Raw genomic sequence first — 14,354 nt, 5'->3', positions numbered from 1 at the left:
CCCTCAGGAGTCGCTGTCGAAGGCTGCGCGGGCGGCCTCGACCTCGGGCAGCGTCGTGGTCGTCCAGTGGTAGAGCCGGTCGATGAGGTCCTGCAGGGTGCTGCCCAGCGGGGTGATGCGGTACTCGACCGCGACCGGACGGGTGCTCAGCACGATCCGGGCGACCATGCCGTTCCGCTCCAGGCGGCGCAACGCGGTGGTGAGCGACTTCTGAGTCACCGCCGGGATCGCCTGACGCAGCTCGTTGAACCGTCGCGGCCGCTCACAGAGCGTGTCGAGCACCTGGAGCGACCACTTGTCGAGGAGCTGGTCGAGGAGCTCGCGATGCTCCTGGGTCAGGCGCAACGGCTCCGGGCTGGTATCCGGCATGACACCTAGTCTCGTTGAAGTGTCCTCTGGATACCAAGTACACATGAGAAACCTTAACCCTCGAAAGGAATCTCATCGTGTCCGTCGATCTGCTCACCCCCGAAGGCATGTTCCAGCCCGTGCCCTACCACCACGTCTCCGTCGCCACCGGCGGCCGCCACGTCCACGTCGCCGGACAGATCGCCCGGGACGAGCTCGGTCGCGGCCTGGCGCCGGGTGACCTCGCCGGCCAGCTCGCCCACGCCCTCCGCAGCACTGCCCGTGGCCTGGCCGGAGCCGGCGCCACCTTCGCCGACGTCGTACGCCTCCGGTTCTTCGTCACGGACTGGTCCCCGGACAAGTACGACGCGTTCGTCGCGGGTCTCGAGAGCGTCGTCGACGAGCTCGGCATCCCGCAACCGCTGCCGCCGCTGTCCGCCATCGGCGTGGACTATCTCTTCGAGCCGGACGTGCTCGTCGAGGTCGAGGCGTACGCCGTCCTGGACTGAGCCGCTCGGGACTGAGACCGGGAAATGAAGAACGCCGATCCGGAGCTTGCGCTGTCCGGATCGGCGTTCTTGCAGGTCAACCAAGGTTTCCTGCTGGCGGATCTGGGGGGATTCGAACCCCCGAGGGCGTTAACCCAACACGGATTCCAGCCGTGCGCCATAGGCCACTAGGCGACAGATCCGTGAGGGATCGTACGCGGGTTGGGCAACTGAGAGGAAATCGGCGGAGGGTCGACGGGTGTGCTTTGGGATCGGTGAGCGTACTCGTCTAGACTCTTCGGCAACCCCCCATGTGGCGACATCTTGTCGAACCTCCCCAGGGCCGGAAGGCAGCAAGGATAAGCGAGCTCTGTTGGGTACGTGGGGGGCCTTTTCTTTTCCCGTACGTCAGCCGCGAGCCGCCTCCTGGTCTCGGGTTATCCCGCGGATGATCGAGATCCACATGACACACGCGACCGCCCAGGCGACGGCGGCGACTGTGTCGAGAACCGCGACCAGCGTCCAGTGATCACCGAAGGCGCTCCTCGAGATCTGTCCCGTCCAGACGGCGATCAACCAGGCTGCCCACCAGATGGCCGGACTCGTGCGGGCTTGGCCCTTCGCGGTCGCGCGGCGTACGTCGTCGACGATCTGGAACGGAAACCAGAGCGAGACGATCGGAACCCACCACCCGAGCCACGTCCACGCTCGGCTGCGCCGCATGGGGAACGCCGGATCGACCGCCCTCGCGAAGTCGTAGCTCCGCAGGAGCCACAGGGTGGCCACCACGTAGAGGGGGATGCCGATCGAGATCGCGACCACCGGGCTCGCCGCGAGCACGTCCAAGGCCCATTCCCCTGGGGCCGGGACGGAGACGATCGCGACCCCGATCAGCCGAATGACCGTGAGCGCGACGGCCAGGTGGATCGCGGCCTTCCCCAGGGCACGGGGGACTGCTGGCAGATGCTGGGAGGCGGGCTGGTCCGGCAATGTCGACGGCGCGTCCTCGGGATCGATCATCGAGCGTCCTTTCGGGATGGTGTCGACGCCTGGAAGCGCGCTCGGTGCGAATGCTGGCCCGTGAGGAGGGGAATCCGCAGCCGAACACGTCAGAACCGCTCACTTTGCGGGGTTCGTCCGCGACCGGGCCGCCCGGCGGCTACCGACTGTCGGTGGGGGTCGTTAGGGTTCATGGGGTGGACGCACCGCTAGCTCTCTACCGCCGCTACCGGCCGGAGACGTTTGCCGAGGTCATCGGCCAAGATCACGTCACCGGCCCGCTGCGCAATGCGCTGGCGGGCAACCGGGTCAACCATGCGTACCTCTTCTCCGGGCCTCGCGGCTGCGGAAAGACGACCTCGGCGCGGATCCTGGCGCGGGCGCTGAACTGCGAGAAGGCGCCGATCTCGGACCCGTGCGGGGAGTGCGAGTCGTGCCGGGACCTGGCGCGCGGCGGGCCTGGCAGTATCGACGTGATCGAGATCGACGCGGCGTCGCACGGTGGTGTGGACGATGCCCGTGACCTGCGGGAGAAGGCGTTCTTCGCGCCGGTGAAGAGCCGCTACAAGGTCTACATCATCGACGAGGCCCACATGGTCTCGACGCAGGGCTTCAACGCGCTGCTCAAGCTCGTCGAGGAGCCGCCGGAGCATCTGCGGTTCATCTTTGCGACGACCGAGCCGGAGAAGGTCATCCCGACGATCCGGTCGCGCACCCATCACTATCCGTTCCGGCTCTTCCCGCCGAAGCTGGTCTCCGACTACATCTCGATGCTCTGCGAGAAGGAGGGCATCGACGTCGCGCCGGCCGCGCTGCCGCTGGTCGCGCGTGCGGGCGCCGGGTCCATGCGTGACAGCCTCTCGGTGATGGACCAGCTGCTCGGTGGCGCGGGGCCCGAGGGAGTGACGTACGAGCTGGCCGCCGGGCTGCTCGGATACACCCCCGACGCGCTGCTGGACGAGGTCGTCGACGCCTTCGCAGCCCATGACGGCGCCGCCGTCTTCGGCGTGATCGACAAGATCATCGAGACCGGGCAGGACCCGCGGCGGTTCACCGAGGACCTGCTGCGGCGACTGCGTGACCTGGTCATCGTCAAGGCGGTCCCGGACGCACCGGCGACCGGGCTCATCGACGTCTCCCAGGACGGCGGCGAGCGGCTGGTGGCCCAGGCCGGACGCTTCGGACCACACGATCTGTCCCGAGCCGCCGATGCGGTCGCGACCGGCCTGACCGAGATGCGCGGCGCCACCGCGCCCCGACTTCTGCTCGAGCTGATCTGTGCGCGGGTGCTGCTGCCCGCGGCCGACGGTGCCGACGGTCTCGCGGCCCGGCTGGACCGTCTGGAGAGGCGGATCGAGATCAGCGGTACGCCGACGGTGGCCGCTCCTCCAGCGCCGGCTGCCCCCGCCCAGGACCGGCCGGTGCTCAAGCCTTCCGTCGGTGCGCCGGGGCACGAGACAGTCGCTCCCGCGTCACCGCAGCCCGAACCCGTCCAGGCGTACGCACCAAGCCCCGAGCCCGCCCCCGAGCCGGCCCGTGAGCCCGCTCCGGCCGCGGAGATGCCTCCTCAGCAGGCGCCGGCCGCTCCGGAGCCGTCGAGCCAGCCTCAGCCACAACCTCAGGCTCAGTCGCCGGGCGGTATGGGCAACGTGGACGTCCGCCGCCTGTGGGACGACGTGATCGCCCAGACGAAGGGTCTGCGCCGGGCGACCTGGTCGCTGGTGGGCCAGAACGCCCAGGTGGTCGACTTCCGCGACGGCGTGCTCACCCTCGGGTTCGCCTCGCCGGGCCTTCGCGACCGGTTCGCGACCGGTGGGCACGAGCCGATCCTCGGGCAGGCGCTGGTCAACGTGATCGGCATCCAGCCGAAGATCGAGGCGATCGTCGCGGGCGGCGGCCAAGGGGCCCCGCAGCGGCAGGCCTCGCCTCCGCCGCAGCCGAGCGCGCCCCAGGAGCCCACCCAGCCGCAGCAGCCGCCGGAGCCTTCCTGGAACGAGCAGGCGCCCCCGCCCGACTGGGCCGCCGAGCCGCCGCCCCCGGACCAACCCCCGGCTCCGCCGGAGCCGTCCGCGCCGACCGCGACGCAGCCTGCGGACCCAGGATCGATCGCGCTGGCTCGGGAGGCGATCCGGCCGACGCGGGCCGCGGACTACGAGCCTCCGGTCGACGACTCCGTGGCCCGCCTGGCGGAGGCGGACGCCGCGGTCAACCCCGACGACCAGGCCTACGACGGGCCGGCCGCGATGGGCGCCGAGGCCCTGCTCGCTCAGGAGCTGGGTGCAACGATGATCGAAGAGATTCCTCACAACTAGGACGGCACAGATGACGAACCCACTCGAAGGCCTCGGCGGCGAGGGCGGCTTCGACCTCAATGCGATCATGCAGCAGGCCCAGGCGCTGCAGAGCCAGATCGTCGACGCCCAGGAGAAGCTTGCCGAGACGATCGTCGACGGCACCGTCGCTGGGGGTGCGGTGACGGTCAAGCTCACCGGCACCGGCGAGCTGGTCGGCGTGGAGATCAAGCAGGGCGAGTTCGACGGCAGCGACCCCGACGACCTCGAGGACCTCGGCGCGGTGATCGTCGCCGCCTACCGCGAGGCGAAGGGCAAGGCCGACGCCCTCGCCGGTGACGCGATGGGCCCGCTCGCGGGCGGCCTCGGTGGTGGCCTCGGTGGTGCCCCCGGTGGCGGCGAGCCGCCGTTCAAGCTCGGGTTCTGAGATAAGCACAGCTAGAGACAGGCGATAACCAAGTTGTACGAGGGTGTGGTCCAAGACCTCATCGACGAGCTGGGACGGCTGCCGGGCGTAGGTCCGAAGAGTGCCCAGCGGATCGCGTTCCATCTGCTCCAGGCTGATCCCGCCGACGTACATCGGCTGGCCTCGATCCTCAACGAGGTCAAGGCGAAGGTGAAGTTCTGCTCGGTCTGCTTCAACGTCTCCGAGGAGGAGACCTGCCGGATCTGCCGCGACCCACGTCGCGAGCAGTCGGTGCTGTGCGTGGTCGAGGAGTACAAGGACGTCGTCGCGATCGAGCGCACTCGCGAGTTCCGCGGGCGCTATCACGTGCTCGGCGGCGCGATCAGCCCGATCGACGGGATCGGTCCCGACCAGCTGCGCATCCGTGAGCTCGTCCAGCGGCTCAACGACCCCGGGATCACCGAGGTGATCCTCGCCACGGACCCCAACCTCGAGGGCGAGGCGACGGCGACCTATCTGACCCGTCAGCTGAGCCCCCTCGGACTGAAGGTCACCCGTCTGGCCAGCGGTCTCCCGGTCGGTGGCGATCTGGAGTACGCCGACGAGGTCACCCTCGGCCGCGCGTTCGCCGGCCGCCGTGCGGCTGAGTAGACCCTAAGAGCCGAGTCTTTACCCTCGTCAGGCCGCGACTTCGGCGGTAGCCTGACGATTCAAGGGACCTCGGGAAGGGGGCCGTCATGACGAACGACTTGACCGGCAAGGACTTCGCCACCAGCATCGCCGACTCGGTGGAGAGCTTCCTGCTCTCGGTGCGCGCGATAGCTGCGGACGGCGACGGTGGCAGCGCTGTCCCGATGCTGCTGCTGGAGGTGAGCCAGATCCTGCTGGCGGGCGCGCGACTGGGTGCCCAGCAGGACTTCGAGCCTCGGGAGGAGTTCCAGCCCGACGTGGGCATGGAGGCCGATGTCGACGAGCTCCGGATGGGGCTCGCCGAGATGTTCGGGGACATCGACACCTACAGCTTCGTCTTCGACCCCTACACGCCTGACGTGGTCGACAGCCAGATCTCCGACGACGTCGCCAGCCTGGTGACCGATCTGGAGTACGGCCTGCGGCACTACCGTCTCGGCGACGTCGACGAGGCGCTGTGGTGGTGGCAGTTCAGCTACGTCAACAACTGGGGCAACCTGGCCGGTGCCGTGCTCAATGCGCTGCTCACCGTGGTCGCTCACGACCGCCTCGACTCCGAGCCGTTCACCGGTGAGGACGAGGACCTGGCTGCCGCTGATGAGATGCTGGAGAAGACGGCCTCATCGGCAACGTAGACTTTCCCGCCGTGGGAATCGTCGTTCAGAAGTACGGTGGCAGCTCGGTCGCGGACGCTGCAGGCATCAAGCGCGTCGCTCAGCGAGTGGTCGCGACCAAAGAGCAGGGCCACGACGTGGTCGTGGCCGTCTCCGCCATGGGCGACACCACCGATGAGCTGATCGACCTGGCCAACAAGGTCTCGCCGGACGCGACCGCGCACGCGCGTGAGTTCGACATGCTGCTCACCTCCGGCGAGCGGCAGTCGATGGCGCTGCTCGCGATGGCGATCAACGACGTCGCGAACGAGCGCGGGCTGGCGTACGAGGCTCGGTCGTTCACCGGGTCCCAGGCCGGTCTGATCACCGACGCGCAGCACGGGCGCGCCAAGATCCTCAGCATCACCCCGGAGCGGATCCAGGCGGCGCTCGGCGACGGTGCGATCGCGATCGTGGCCGGGTTCCAGGGCGTCTCCAGGGACACCAAGGACATCACCACGCTGGGTCGTGGCGGCACCGACACCACCGCTGTCGCGCTGGCGGTCGCGCTGAACGCCGACGTCTGCGAGATCTACACCGACGTCGACGGCGTCTTCACCGCCGACCCGCGAATCGTCCCGACCGCCCGCAAGCTGAGCTCGGTCGCCTTCGAGGAGATGCTCGAGCTGGCGGCCTCCGGGGCGAAGGTGCTTCACCTGCGCTCGGTGGAGTTCGCCCGCCGCCACAGCCTCCCGATCCACGTACGCTCCTCCTTCTCCACCCTCACCGGCACCGTGGTCAAGGGCAGCATCGACGCGGTCTCGCCGACGGTCGACGAGCCCGGAGACGGCGTCGGCATGGAGGCGCCGATCGTCGCCGCGATCGCCTCCGACCGCAGCCAGGCCAAGATCACCGTCGTCAACGCCCCTGACAAGATCGGCGCGGCCGCGAAGGTCTTCGAGATCATCGCCGGCGTCGGGATCAACGTCGACATGGTGGTGCAGGACGCATCACCGTCCGGCACGGAGCGTACAGACATCACCTTCACCATCCCGCGCGACGACGTCGAGCGTGCCGTGAAGGCGCTGGAGCCGGCGCAGGCCGAGCTCGGCTTCGAGCGGGTCAGCAGCGAGCCGATGATGGGCAAGGTCTCGTTGATCGGTGCCGGGCTGCGCACACAGCCGAAGAAGATCGCCGACTTCTTCTCCGCGATCGCCCAGGCCGGGGTCAACATCCAGATGATCTCCACCTCCGAGGTGCGGGTCTCGGTCGTCGTCGCCGACGACGAGGTCGACCGGGCGGCCCAGGCCGCGGCCGAGAAGTTCAGCGACGTGGACGTCGAGAAGGTCTCCTACGGTGCCGAGCCCAACGGCGACGTCCCGGAGATCGTCGGCATCGCCCACGACCGCAGCGAAGCCAAGATCACCCTGGTCGGCGTCATCGACGAGCCGGGCGAGGCGGCCCGCGTCTTCGACACCCTCGCCGATGCCGGCATCCACATCGACATGATCGTCCAGAACGTGTCGGCCGAGGAGACGCGGCGCACCGACATCTCGTTCACCCTGCCGCGCAGCGACGTCAAGCTCGCGCGCGCGGCCCTCGGCGACATCCAGAGCGAGATCGGCTTCGCCGACCCGATCGCCGACGAGCAGATCGGCAAGCTCTCGATCGTCGGTGCCGGGATGCGTACGCATCCGGGGATCACCTCGCGATTCTTCGCCGCGCTCGCCGCCGAGGGAGTCTTCATCCGGATGGTGTCGACCTCGGAGATCAGGGTCTCGGTGCTCGTCAGCGCCGACGACCTCGACCGCGCCGTGCGCGCCACACACAGAGCATTCGGCCTCGACAGCGACGTAGAGGCCATCGTCTACGGAGGGACCGGCCGATGAGTATCAACCTGGGAATCGTGGGAGCGACCGGACAGGTGGGCGTCGCTGTACGCCAGATCCTGCTCGAGCGCGGTTTCCCGCTCGGCGAGGTACGTTTCTTCGCCTCGGCGCGTTCGGCCGGCAAGACCATCGAGTTCGGTGACCGTTCGGTCGTCGTCGAGGACGCCGCGGTTGCGGACCCGGCCGGCCTCGACATCGCGATCTTCTCCGCCGGTGGCGCGACCTCGAAGGCGCTGGCGCCGAAGTTCGCCGAGGCCGGCGTGATCGTCATCGACAACTCCTCGGCCTGGCGCAAGGACCCGTCGATCCCGCTGGTCGTCTCCGAGGTCAACCCCTCGGCGATGGACGGGGTCATCGCGGCCCGGCAGGGCATCATCGCCAACCCCAACTGCACCACGATGGCCGCGATGCCGGCCCTCAAGGCGCTCCACGACGAAGCCGGCCTCGAGCGGCTCGTCGTATCGACCTACCAGGCGGTCTCGGGTTCCGGCGTCGCTGGCGTCGAGGAGCTGGTCAGCGAGGTCGCGGCGGCCGGCGACAAGGCCCGCGAGCTCGCCTACGACGGGTCCGCGATCGCGTTCCCGGAGCCGGACAAGTACGTCGAGACGATCGCCTACAACGTCCTTCCCTACGCCGGTTCGCTGGTCGAGGACGGGCTCAACGAGACCGACGAGGAGCAGAAGCTCCGCAACGAGTCCCGCAAGATCCTCGACCTGCCCGACCTGCGGGTCTCCGGCATCTGCGTCCGCGTCCCGGTCGTCACCGGTCACTCGCTCGCGATCAACGCCGAGTTCTCCTCGGCGCTGACCCCTGAGCGCGCCATCGCGATCCTCTCGAACGCCCCGGGCGTCGAGCTCCGTGACGTACCCACGCCTCTGTACGCCGCCGGCAAGGACCCCTCCTACGTCGGCCGCATCCGTCAGGACGAGGGCGTACCCGACAACCGTGGCCTCGCCCTGTTCATCTCCAACGACAACCTCCGTAAGGGCGCCGCGCTCAACACCGTCCAGCTCGCCGAGCTGGTCGCCGCCGCCCTCTGACCCCACCCGAGACGTCAGTCAGGTCGGCCGAGGTGGCACTTCTGTGCCATCTCGGCCGACGTACGTGACGCCTCGACCGACGGGGCCGACGCTTCGACTGCGCTTGTCAGTCGATGTAGTTGGTGGTGACCCAGTACGCGAGGGCGTACGCGGCGGCGGAGAGGATCACGACGATGATCACTCCCCAGGCGTGGACGAAGACGTCGGTGAGGAAGAGCATCGAGATGACGGCGACGAGCGCTGAGCCGAGGAAGCTGATCGTGAACGGGGAGCGGGCGGCGGCCAGGCGGAGGAGATAGCCGCCGACGATGATCGCGAGCGCGAAGACGGCGATCAGGATGATCGCTCCCTTGTCGCCGAGCGACGAGGTGCCTCGCGTCCACTGGCTCACGGTGCCGCTGAACCAGACGGCCAGGGCCATGAACGCGCCGACGATGGCGCCGATCATGACCGCCGCGGACAGGCCCGACGGGGTGTCGAGGTTGATCCGTCGCCGGCTCGGGTCCTTGGGCTGCTTGGGTGCCTTGGGTGCCCTCGGTTCCTTCGCCGGCTTGGGCGGCTTCTGCGCCTTCTGCTTCTTGGCAGGCGGCTCGGGAGCGATGACGGGCGGTGCCGTCTTCTCCAGCACCTGGGTCTTCTCGCCCGAGGCGGCCTCGACCGGAGCAGCCTCGACCGGAGCAGCCTCGACCGGAGCAGCCTCGACCGGAGCAGCCTCGACCGGAGCAGCCTCGACCGGTGGCTTCTCGACCCGAGCCTTCGGGGCCGGGGTCTTCTGTGGCTGGGTCTTCGGTGGCTGGGTCTTCTCAGGCTTGGCGTTCGCCGGCTTCGTGCCCCCACGCTTCTTCTTGAAACCGAACGACGGCGCTGCGAGCTTGTCGGCGGGGTCGTTGCTCATGAGGGGCAGTTTCGCATGCCGCGCGTCACATTTGAACTCAGGCGCGGGTGAGACGGATGACCGGGATCTCGCGGTCGGTCTTCTCCTCGTAGCTCCCGAAGTTGGCGGACGACTCGACGATCGCGGCCCACGCGCGGGCACGGTCCTCGCCGTGCAGCTGTTCGGCGACCACCGGGATGGTCTCGCCGCCGAGCTCGATGGTGACGCGGTCGGGGTTGGCCGCAAGGTTGTAGTACCACGCTGGGTTCTTCGGCCCGCCGGCCGCGGAGGCGGCGATCAGCCACGTGCTGTCGTCGCCCGGGAACCAGGCGAGCGGCGTCGAGCGGGGCTCGCCGCTCTTCTTTCCGATCGTGGTGAGCACGAGCAGCCGCATCCCGGCCATGGTGCCGTTGCTCTTGCGGGCCCGGCTCATCATCAGCTTGTTGCCCAGCTTGAGGAAGAGGTTCGCCGAGGGCTGCCTGGCGCCACGGGTGCCGTTGCGAGTGTCGAAGCTCATGGCGTCGACATTACTCGGCCAGAAAGAGGTTCAGGCTCGGAGATCTTGCGATCTCCGAGCCTGAACTCGATGTCGGGTTGACAGGATTTGAACCTGCGGCCCCCTCGTCCCGAACGAGGTGCGCTACCAAGCTGCGCTACAACCCGAATGCTGCACCGAACAAACGGTCCAACGAGGAATGAGCATAGCCCAGAGACTCCCCTGAGCCGTAATCGGGCCCTACCGACCTGACGCTCCGCGCGGGGTGAGCGTCAGGAGGGTCGCCTCGGGGCGGCAGGCGATGCGGATCCGGGTGTAGGGCGAGGTGCCGAGACCCGCCGAGACATGCAGCCAGGCCTGCCGTCCGCCGTGGGTGTGCGTGTGCAGGCCGCGTACTCGGGCGGGGTCGAGGTCGCAGTTGGTGGCCAGGGCCCGCCCTCCCGGCAGGCAGATCTGACCGCCGTGGGTGTGGCCGGCCAGGATCGCGTCGTAGCCGTCGGCGGTGAACTGGTCCAGCACCCGTAGATAGGGAGCGTGTGCGACCCCGAGGCGTACGTCCGCGGACGGGTCCGCGGGGCCGGCGACCGCAGACAGGTCGTCGAGGCGGAGGTGGGGGTCGTCGACGCCTGCGAAGGCGAACTCGACGCCCTTGACGGTCAGCGTCGAGCGCGTGTTGGTGAGATCGAGCCAGCCGGACTTGGTGAACGACGCGGACAGGTCACGCCAGGGGAGCTCGGGCACGTTCGTCTGCCGTTTGCCGTTGTCCGGCAGCAGGTAGCCGATCGGGTTGCGCAGCCGCGGCTCGTAGTAGTCGTTGGAGCCGTGCACGAAGACCCCCGGTACGTCGAGCAGCGTGCCGAGGGCGTTGACGATCGATGGCACCGCCCGCTGGTGGGCCAGGTTGTCACCGGTGTCGATGACCAGGTCCGGCTTCAGGGACGCCAGGGACGCGATCCAGTCGAGCTTCTTGTGCTGCGACGGGACCACGTGCATGTCGGAGAGGTGCAGCACCCGCAGCGGGTCCGCGCCCTCGGGGAGCACCGGCAGTCCGACGTGGCGCAGCGTGTATTGACGGGCCTCCCACAGGGCGTACGCCGTCATGGCCGCGCCGGTGGCGAGCCCGGTGCCGAGTGCTGTGCCGACTACTGGGCCGATTACTGAGGCGAGCCGCATGGCACAACCCTGCCACAATGGGGTCCATGAGCACTCTGAAGGACCAGCTGAGGACCGACCTGACCTCTGCGATGAAGGCCCGTGACAAGGACCGCGCCGGGACGCTGCGCATGGTTCTGGCCTCGATCACCGAGGCGGAGGTCGCCGGCAAGGAGGCCAAGGAGCTCACCGACGACGAGATCATCACGATCCTCACCCGCGAGGCCAAGAAGCGCCGCGAGGCGGCCACGGCCTTCGCCGACGGCGGTCGCCCCGAGCAGGCCGAGAAGGAGACCGCGGAGGCCGCGGTGATCACCGAGTACCTGCCCGCTCAGCTGAGCGCCGAGGAGATCTCCGACCTGGTCAGCAAGGCCATCGCCCAGACCGGCGCCGCCGACCTCGGGATGAAGGGCATGGGCAAGGTGATGGGCGTCCTGACCCCGCAGACCAAGGGTAAGGCCGACGGCGGCGCCGTGGCCGCGGAGGTGCGCAAGCAGCTCGCCTGACGGCGATCCGAGAACGACTGTGGCCCCACCGGATCCGGTGGGGCCACGGTCGTTTGATGCTCTCGGTGTCAGCCGGTCGGCCACTCCCAGCCGAAGTCGGGTTCTTCCTCGACCGCGGCCGGCTTCTCGTTGCCGGGTTTCTTCTTCTCGGGCTGCTTCTTCTTGGGCTTGGGATCGGGCTTCGGCTCCGGGCCCAGCGAGGTGTAGATCGTCACCGGCGACCCCTCGGCGGCCTCGCCGGACGGAGTGGTGAAGGCAACCAGACCGGGGTCGTACTCCGAGTAGGCCTCCGGGCCGACCTGGACCTGGAAACCAGCGCTCCGCAGGACCTTCGTGGCCTTCTCGACCGTCATGCCGCCGGTCCACGGGACGTCGACGGTGTTCCCCGCGATCACCTTGGGGTCGACCTCATGGAAGTCCACCCACTTCAGGTACTTGTCGATGACCCTCATCGCGTCACCCCACATCGGGGCGGCTTGCCCCGATCCCGAAGCCTCGCCGATGTAGGACCCTCCGACGAGCTGCCCGTTGAGGGACTTCCAGGTGCCGTCGTAGTTGGCACCGGCGATCATCGCTGCGGTGGCGAGCTTCGGGGTGTACCCCATGAACCAGACGGCGCGGTTCCCGTTGATCGTTCCGGTCTTGCCGGCGGCGGGCACGGCGAGCGCCTGGCTGCTCGCGAAACCGCCTTCGAGGAGGCCGCGCAGGATGTCGTTGACGGCATCGGCGGTACCTTCGGCCATCACCTGTTTGCAGGTGGGCTCGTACGTCTTGATCACCTTGTCGTTTGCGTCGAGGATCTCGTTGACCGGTACCGAGTCACAGTGCTTGCCGCGAGCGCCGAACGTCGCGTACGCCTCCGCCATCTCCAGCGGGCTCACGCTGGTGACACCGAGGGTGAAGGACGGCACCCGCTCGTCCTTCGGATCGGTCAGCTGGACGCCCATCTTCTGGGCCATCTTGTAAGGGGCACAGAGGCCGGTGATCTGCTCCAGCTGGGCGTAGAAGGTGTTCACCGACTCGCGAGTGCCGGTGTAGGCGTCCTTCGACCCACTCGTCGTCGAGTTGCCGACCGGCCACGTGCCGACGCGGTTGCCGTCGCCGGGGCATCCGGCGAACGACGACTCCTGGAGGACAATGTTCTCCGGTGAGTTGATCTGCTGCTTGAGCGGGAAGCCCTGCTCGATCGCCGCGGTGAGCACGAAGGGCTTGAACGTCGAGCCGGCCTGGAACCCGGCCGAGTCGCCGTACTGCGTCGGCACCATGTAGTTCAGGTAGGACTGGCCCTTCTTGCGCTTGTCGCCCATGGGCCGCGACTGGGCCAGCGCGCGCACCCGGCCGGTGCCGGGCTCCACCATGGCCAGAGCGCCGATCGCGTCGTCGGTGGCGTAGACGTGGTCCTCGACGGACTCCTGGGCAGCGTCCTGGAAACGCTGGTCCAACGTGGTCTTGATGGTCAGACCGCTGGACCTGATCAGCGCCAGTCGGTCAGCCTCCGTCTCACCGAAGGAGGGGTCCTTGACCAGCCAGTTGAGCACGTAGTCGCAGAAGAACTCCGCGGAGGAGCCGAGGCAGCCGTTGCGCTGCTTCTGGACGTCCAGGCCGAGGTCGGCGTCCTTCAGCTTCTCCGCCTCGGGGCGGGAGACGACCTTGAGCGCGGCCATCCGGTCGATGACGACGTTGCGGCGGGCGATCGTGGCGTCGGGGTAGTTGGTCGGGTCGTACCCGGTCGGGTTCTTGACCATCCCGGCCAGCATCGCCGACTGCTGCCAGTTGAGCTCGGAGGCGTTGACGTTGAAGTAGTGCTTGGCGGCGGCCTGGACGCCGTAGGCGCCGTCGCCGAAGTAGGCGGCGTTGAGGTAGCGCTCCAGGATCCAGTCCTTGGAGTGCTTCTCCTCCAGCGCGATTGCGTAGCGCAGCTCGCGGATCTTGCGGGCGGTCGACTTCTCGATGGCCGCCTTGCGCTCGGCCTCGGTCTTCGCGGAGTAGACCAGCGTGGTCTTCACCAGCTGCTGGGTGATCGAGGAACCACCCTGCACCGAGTCGCTCGCCTGGTTGGTGATCAGCGCGCGCAGCGTGCCCTTGAGGTCCATCGCGCCGTGCTGGTAGAAGCGGTAGTCCTCGATCGCCAGGAGCGCCTTCGTCATGTTGGACGAGATCTGGTCGAGAGGACGGTAGACGCGGTTCTGGTCGTAGAGCGTCGTGATCAGGTTGCCCTTGCGGTCGACGATCTTGGTCGTCTGGGACATGTCGTCGACCTCGAAGGCCTGCGGCAGCGAGTCCATCTTCTCGGCGGTCTCCTTGGCCGCGATCCCGGCCACACCGGCGAAGGGGATGGCGAGACCTGCGGCGACGACTCCGAGGACGGCTGCCACGCCGCACATGACGGCGAGATGCTTGAGCACGGTCTGCGGGCGCAGCGACGGCGAGGACATGCTGGTCATCGTAGGTGATCGCGGCTAATAGCACATGATTCGCAAATGTAGCCGGACAGGGAGGCCACAAAGGGGTCCTAGGACCCCTACTAGTCATTTCGAACTACGTACTTTGGGCCAGAAGGGTGTGTCACTCGACAGGCTCGG

General features: G+C 68.3%; 14 protein-coding genes, 2 tRNA genes, 1 other RNA gene and 1 pseudogene. 10 read left to right on the top strand and 8 right to left on the bottom strand.

Annotated elements, in window-relative coordinates:
- Window positions 1-3: 3 nt before the first annotated feature.
- Complete coding sequence (locus BLT25_RS06110) at window positions 4-369, bottom strand: winged helix-turn-helix transcriptional regulator (RefSeq protein WP_091043252.1); 366 nt, start codon at window positions 367-369, stop codon at window positions 4-6.
- Window positions 370-446: 77 nt separating this feature from the next.
- Between BLT25_RS06110 and BLT25_RS06105 the strand changes: the two genes are divergently transcribed.
- Window positions 447-857, top strand: a complete 411-nt coding sequence (locus BLT25_RS06105) for a RidA family protein (protein WP_091043249.1) — start codon at window positions 447-449, stop codon at window positions 855-857.
- A 94-nt stretch (window positions 858-951) separates the two neighbouring features.
- Here BLT25_RS06105 and BLT25_RS06100 read toward each other — a convergent pair.
- Window positions 952-1,039 (bottom strand) — tRNA-Ser (locus BLT25_RS06100).
- A 100-nt stretch (window positions 1,040-1,139) separates the two neighbouring features.
- Between BLT25_RS06100 and ffs the strand changes: the two genes are divergently transcribed.
- An RNA gene (gene ffs / locus BLT25_RS06095) (signal recognition particle sRNA small type) lies at window positions 1,140-1,230 on the top strand.
- A 14-nt stretch (window positions 1,231-1,244) separates the two neighbouring features.
- Here ffs and BLT25_RS06090 read toward each other — a convergent pair.
- On the bottom strand, window positions 1,245-1,856 hold the full coding sequence (locus BLT25_RS06090) for a DUF4328 domain-containing protein (RefSeq protein ID WP_091043247.1): 612 nt from the start codon (window positions 1,854-1,856) through the stop codon (window positions 1,245-1,247).
- A gap of 176 nt (window positions 1,857-2,032) precedes the next feature.
- Between BLT25_RS06090 and BLT25_RS06085 the strand changes: the two genes are divergently transcribed.
- The 7 genes and pseudogenes from BLT25_RS06085 to BLT25_RS06060 all read left to right on the top strand — a co-directional run bounded on the left by BLT25_RS06085 (window position 2,033) and on the right by BLT25_RS06060 (window position 8,744).
- The gene (locus BLT25_RS06085) at window positions 2,033-4,147 is read left to right on the top strand and encodes a DNA polymerase III subunit gamma and tau (protein ID WP_256328468.1); all 2,115 of its coding nucleotides are present in this window, start codon (window positions 2,033-2,035) and stop codon (window positions 4,145-4,147) included.
- 10 nt (window positions 4,148-4,157) lie between these two features.
- Window positions 4,158-4,553 (top strand): YbaB/EbfC family nucleoid-associated protein, encoded by a 396-nt coding sequence (locus BLT25_RS06080; protein WP_091043242.1) that lies wholly within the window; start codon window positions 4,158-4,160, stop codon window positions 4,551-4,553.
- Between the two features lie 33 nt (window positions 4,554-4,586).
- On the top strand, window positions 4,587-5,183 hold the full coding sequence (recR, locus tag BLT25_RS06075; protein ID WP_008356228.1) for a recombination mediator RecR: 597 nt from the start codon (window positions 4,587-4,589) through the stop codon (window positions 5,181-5,183).
- 86 nt (window positions 5,184-5,269) lie between these two features.
- Window positions 5,270-5,857: a DUF5063 domain-containing protein gene (locus BLT25_RS06070; protein WP_091043240.1), complete on the top strand. Its 588-nt coding sequence runs from the start codon at window positions 5,270-5,272 to the stop codon at window positions 5,855-5,857.
- Between the two features lie 11 nt (window positions 5,858-5,868).
- A pseudogene (locus BLT25_RS06065) lies at window positions 5,869-7,170 on the top strand (aspartate kinase); the annotation flags it as partial.
- Entirely contained in the window at window positions 7,147-7,704 is a 558-nt protein-coding gene (locus BLT25_RS30655; protein ID WP_371113327.1) for an ACT domain-containing protein, read from the top strand. The pseudogene BLT25_RS06065 and the gene BLT25_RS30655, both read left to right, overlap by 24 nt.
- Window positions 7,701-8,744, top strand: a complete 1,044-nt coding sequence (locus tag BLT25_RS06060; RefSeq protein WP_091043237.1) for an aspartate-semialdehyde dehydrogenase — start codon at window positions 7,701-7,703, stop codon at window positions 8,742-8,744. The genes BLT25_RS30655 and BLT25_RS06060 overlap by 4 nt, the downstream gene beginning before the upstream one ends.
- A 106-nt stretch (window positions 8,745-8,850) precedes the next feature.
- Here BLT25_RS06060 and BLT25_RS29740 read toward each other — a convergent pair whose 3' ends face one another.
- The 4 genes from BLT25_RS29740 to BLT25_RS06040 all read right to left on the bottom strand — a co-directional run bounded on the left by BLT25_RS29740 (window position 8,851) and on the right by BLT25_RS06040 (window position 11,287).
- The gene (locus BLT25_RS29740; RefSeq protein ID WP_091043234.1) at window positions 8,851-9,639 is read right to left on the bottom strand and encodes a hypothetical protein; all 789 of its coding nucleotides are present in this window, start codon (window positions 9,637-9,639) and stop codon (window positions 8,851-8,853) included.
- Window positions 9,640-9,676: 37 nt separating this feature from the next.
- Complete coding sequence (locus BLT25_RS06050) at window positions 9,677-10,135, bottom strand: nitroreductase family deazaflavin-dependent oxidoreductase (RefSeq protein ID WP_091043231.1); 459 nt, start codon at window positions 10,133-10,135, stop codon at window positions 9,677-9,679.
- Between the two features lie 72 nt (window positions 10,136-10,207).
- Window positions 10,208-10,281: transfer RNA gene (locus BLT25_RS06045), tRNA-Pro, on the bottom strand.
- Between the two features lie 73 nt (window positions 10,282-10,354).
- The gene (locus tag BLT25_RS06040) at window positions 10,355-11,287 is read right to left on the bottom strand and encodes a metallophosphoesterase (RefSeq protein WP_091043229.1); all 933 of its coding nucleotides are present in this window, start codon (window positions 11,285-11,287) and stop codon (window positions 10,355-10,357) included.
- Window positions 11,288-11,313: 26 nt separating this feature from the next.
- Here BLT25_RS06040 and BLT25_RS06035 point away from each other — a divergent pair, with 26 nt between their 5' ends.
- Window positions 11,314-11,772: a GatB/YqeY domain-containing protein gene (locus BLT25_RS06035; RefSeq protein WP_176883652.1), complete on the top strand. Its 459-nt coding sequence runs from the start codon at window positions 11,314-11,316 to the stop codon at window positions 11,770-11,772.
- Window positions 11,773-11,840: 68 nt separating this feature from the next.
- Here BLT25_RS06035 and BLT25_RS06030 read toward each other — a convergent pair whose 3' ends face one another.
- Window positions 11,841-14,207 carry a penicillin-binding protein gene (locus BLT25_RS06030; RefSeq protein ID WP_091043226.1) on the bottom strand — a complete coding sequence of 789 codons (2,367 nt, stop codon included), beginning with the start codon at window positions 14,205-14,207 and terminating at the stop codon, window positions 11,841-11,843.
- Window positions 14,208-14,354 lie beyond the last annotated feature (147 nt).

The organism is Nocardioides sp. YR527 (assembly GCF_900101045.1).
Taxonomy (GTDB): domain Bacteria; phylum Actinomycetota; class Actinomycetes; order Propionibacteriales; family Nocardioidaceae; genus Nocardioides.
Note: the sequence above shows the minus strand (reverse complement) of the source record. Positions and strands in the feature narration are given on the sequence as shown.